This window comes from Azospirillum sp., from assembly GCF_035627195.1.
Lineage (GTDB): Bacteria > Pseudomonadota > Alphaproteobacteria > Azospirillales > Azospirillaceae > Azospirillum.
This window is the reverse complement of sequence record NZ_DASPMG010000347.1, coordinates 1-3708: the sequence shown is the minus strand read 5'-3', so window position 1 is coordinate 3708 and position 3708 is coordinate 1. Positions and strand designations below refer to the sequence as shown.

Genomic DNA, 3708 nt, shown 5'->3' with positions numbered 1-3708 from the left:
ACGCTCAACAAGGAGTTCGACGTGCTGACCGCCGGCCTCCAGCAGGTGGCCGGCGACCAGGAGCTGATGCTGCGCTACGCCGACACCGACCTGCCGGCCTCCCCCGTGCTGCCCGGCCGCGCAGCGCGCGCGGGCGCGCTGCTGGCCTTCGACGGTGCCGGCAACCCCACCGTCCGCCTCCCGGTGAACGAGGAGGCGCTGTCCACCTACCTGCCGTCCGGCCCCGGCGCCGTCGCCCGGCCGATCCGCGACAAGCTGGCCGACGCCGTGTCGGTGAAGGACTTCGGCGCCGCCGGAGACGGCATCGTCGACGACACGCTGGCCGTCCAGGCGGCGCTGACCGCCGCCACCGCCGTGCACCTGCCGCCCGGCACCTACCGCGTGTCCAACACCATCACCGTGGGCTACGGCCAGACGCTGTCCGGCGCCGGGCAGTCGTCGATCCTGCGCGCCAGCGGCTTCGGCTTCGACCTGCTGCACCTGCCCGACGGCTACGCCACCGTGCGCGACCTGCGGCTGGAGAAGGGGCGGGCCGGCGTGCGCCTGTTCGGCCGCGACGGCCCGTGCGTGCAGAACACGCTGACCGACCTCACGATCTGGGAATCCTCGTACGGCCTCGTCCTCGACGGCTACGTGGACCCCGGCCGGCCGTGCTACTGGAACCAGATCGCCCGCGTGCTGGTCGCCAAGCCGGCGGTGCACGGCGTCTGGCTGACGAAGAGCGGGGCGGGCGACACGCCGAATGCCAACCGCTTCCACATGGTGCGCGTCTACTCGCTCTCGGCCGCCATCTCCGGCGACGGCTTCCGCGTCGAGCACGGCCGCTTCAACAACGCCTTCGTGGATTGCGAGGCCAACCTGTTCACCGGGGCCGGCGCCTGCTTCCGCGTCGGCGCCGACACCGACAAGACCCTCATCCTCAACCTCTACTGCGAGACGCTGGGCGGCGTGCCCAACGTGGTGCTGGAGGCCGGATCGGTGGAGACCTGCATCGTCAACCTGCTGTCGGCCAGCGCCGGCCCGGCGATCCTCGACCGTTCGGGCGGGCGGTATGCGGCCTACAACGCGGGCTTCCCGGATAAGAACCGCCTGGGCGCCACCCGCGTCAGCGAACTGGTGGTGGAGGCGCTGCGCTACGACACCGAATACGTCGAGCCCGCGGGCGGCGGCGTGGTGGCGCTGGACCTGTCCAGCTCCATGGTGCTGCTCAGCGCCTACGGCGGTGCGGTGGAGGTGCTTTTGCCCGCGGCCTCGGCCGCCAACGGCCACACGCTGACCGTCAAGAAGACCGACGCCTCGGCCAACGCCATTACGATCACCGAATCCGGCGGGCCGGGGCCGGACGGGCGCAGCGTCAGCCTGGGCAACCGCTTCGACTACGTGACCGTGGTGTCCAACGGGGCGAACTGGTGGATCGTCGGCGGCAACGCCCACCCGCTCAACGCCGCCTACCGCGACCAACCCGGCCTGTTCGAGCCGACGCTCGACCAGTCGCTCTATCTGGTCAGCGCCTTCGCGGGTGCGGTGGAGGTGCGGCTGCCCGCCCCCGGCGCCGCGCACGCGGTGGGCCGCCCGGTCACCATCAAGAAGGCCGACACCTCGGGCTCTGCCGTGACCGTCACCAAGCCCGGCGGCGGCGGGCCGGACAACGAGGCGATCGTTTTGGCCGCATACGGACACGCCGTCACCGTCCTGTCGAACGGCGCCAACTGGTTCATCCTGGGACGCAACCCGTGACGCCTGAGGACAACGCCGACGTCTCGTTCCGCGACTTCGTGGACGCCTGGAACCGGCAGCAGCAGCAGACGACGCCGTTCCATCACCACGGCATCGGCGCGTGGCTGAACTGCTTCCTCGACCGCGGGCAGCGGCACCTGCTGCTGATGGCCTTCCGCGGGGCCGGCAAGTCGACGCTGGTCGGGCTGTTCGCCGCGTGGCTGCTGTGCCGCGACCCCAACCGGCGCCTGCTGGTGCTGGCCGCCGACCTGCGGCTGGCCAAGAAGATGGTGCGCAACGTCAAGCGCATCATCGAGCGCCACCCCATGACCCGGGGCCTGAAACCGAAGGAGCGCGACCAGTGGGCGGCCGACCAGTTCACCGTGGTGCGCCGGCTGGAGCTGCGCGACCCCTCCATGCTGGCCGCCGGGGTGGACGGCAACGTCACCGGCAACCGCGCCGACGTGGTGATCTGCGACGACGTGGAGGTGCCGCGCACGGCCGACACGGCGCTGAAGCGCGAAACCCTGCGCGAGGTGCTGCGCGAGGTCGACTTCCTGCTGGTGCCGGGGGGCGTGCAGCTCTACGTCGGCACGCCGCACAGCCACTACACCATCTACGCCGACGACGCGCACGCCGACGCGGGCGAGAGCCGGCCGTTCCTGGACGGCTTCCGCCGCCTCGTCCTTCCGGTCGTCGACAAGGACCGCAGCGCCTGGCCGGAGCGCTTCCCGCTGGAGCATGTGGAGCGCATCCGCCGCCGCTCCGGCCCCAACAAGTTCGCCAGCCAGATGCTGCTCCAGCCGGTGCCGGCGAGCGCCAGCCGCCTCGACCCCGACGACCTGCGCCCCTACCGGCACGAGCTGGTCTACCACGAGGGGCAGGGGCAGGCGATGCTGACGCTGAACGGCGTGCGCCTGATGTCGGCCACCGCGTGGTGGGACCCGTCCTGCGCGGCGCCGGACGAGGACGGCCGGCCGCCGGGCGACGACAGCGTGGTGGCCGCCGTGTTCACCGACGCGGCCGGGAACCACCATCTGCACCGCGTGCTGTACCTGCGCATCGACCGGAACGACCCGACGCAGCGCGCGGTGCAGCAGTGCCGCGCCGTCACCGCCTTCGTCCGCGACCTGAACCTGCCGGGCATCTATGTGGAGCAGAACGGGCTTGGCCGCTTCCTGCCCGAACAGCTGCGCGCGGAGATGCGGCGCGCCGGGGTGGCGGCGTCGGTGATCGGCGTGACCTCCACCAAGCCGAAGGCCAAGCGGATCCTGGAGGGGTTCGACGCGCGTCTCGCGGCGGGGCGCCTCCACGCGCACGTCTCGCTGTGGGACACGCCCTTCATCCGCGAGATGCGCGAATGGCGCCCGCAGGGCCGCAGCGGCGTGCGCGACGACGCGCTGGACGCCGTGGCCGGCTGCCTGCTGGCCGAGCCCATCCGCTTCGAACACCCGCCGCCCCCCGCCCGGCCCACGGACTGGCGCCCAGGCGCGGTGGTGGGCGCGGTGGTAGCCGGGGCGGAGTGGGACGTATGAGCGCCCGCCGCCGGGGGCGGATACCCCCGGCGGCGGGAATGCCGGCCGCTTACTTCTTCTTCCAGACCTCGGTGCCCTTGTTGCCCGGATCGGTGCGGCGCCACCACGGACCCGACAGGGTGCCGTCGGGGTTCACGGTCATCAGCATGATGGGGTTCTTGCCGTCGGCCACGGCCGCGACCGCCAGGACGTTGCCGGTCACTTGGCCAACGCCGACGTAGTCGCCGCCGTCCCACTTCACGCTCAGCGCGCCCGACTTCTCGTTCGTCACCACGACGGTGCCCGAGTCCTTGTAGGCCGAGCCGTCGGTGTCAGTGCCCGTGTAGGTGTAGGTGCCGGTGACGTTGGCCGACTGCGCCAGGGCCGCCCCCGCGAGGCCGACGACGAGCAGCGACGACAGAGCAAGCGTACGAAGCATTATTTCCCCCAGTCTTCGTGTCTCAAGACGTTGCCGCGC

Annotated in this window: 3 protein-coding genes; 2 read left to right on the top strand and 1 reads right to left on the bottom strand. The window is 71.8% G+C overall.

The genetic code is table 11. The features are described from left to right. A partial coding sequence (locus VED21_RS30780) for a glycosyl hydrolase family 28-related protein (RefSeq protein WP_324889350.1) occupies positions 1–1737 on the top strand: 1737 nt, incomplete at its 5' end. Next, entirely contained in the window at positions 1734–3251 is a 1518-nt protein-coding gene (terL, locus tag VED21_RS30775; protein ID WP_324889348.1) for a phage terminase large subunit, read from the top strand. The genes VED21_RS30780 and terL, both read left to right, overlap by 4 nt. 49 nt (positions 3252–3300) lie before the next feature. Here the strand turns inward: terL and VED21_RS30770 are convergent, their stop codons facing one another. Then, the gene (locus VED21_RS30770) at positions 3301–3669 is read right to left on the bottom strand and encodes a hypothetical protein (RefSeq protein ID WP_324889346.1); all 369 of its coding nucleotides are present in this window, start codon (positions 3667–3669) and stop codon (positions 3301–3303) included. Positions 3670–3708: the final 39 nt, after the last annotated feature.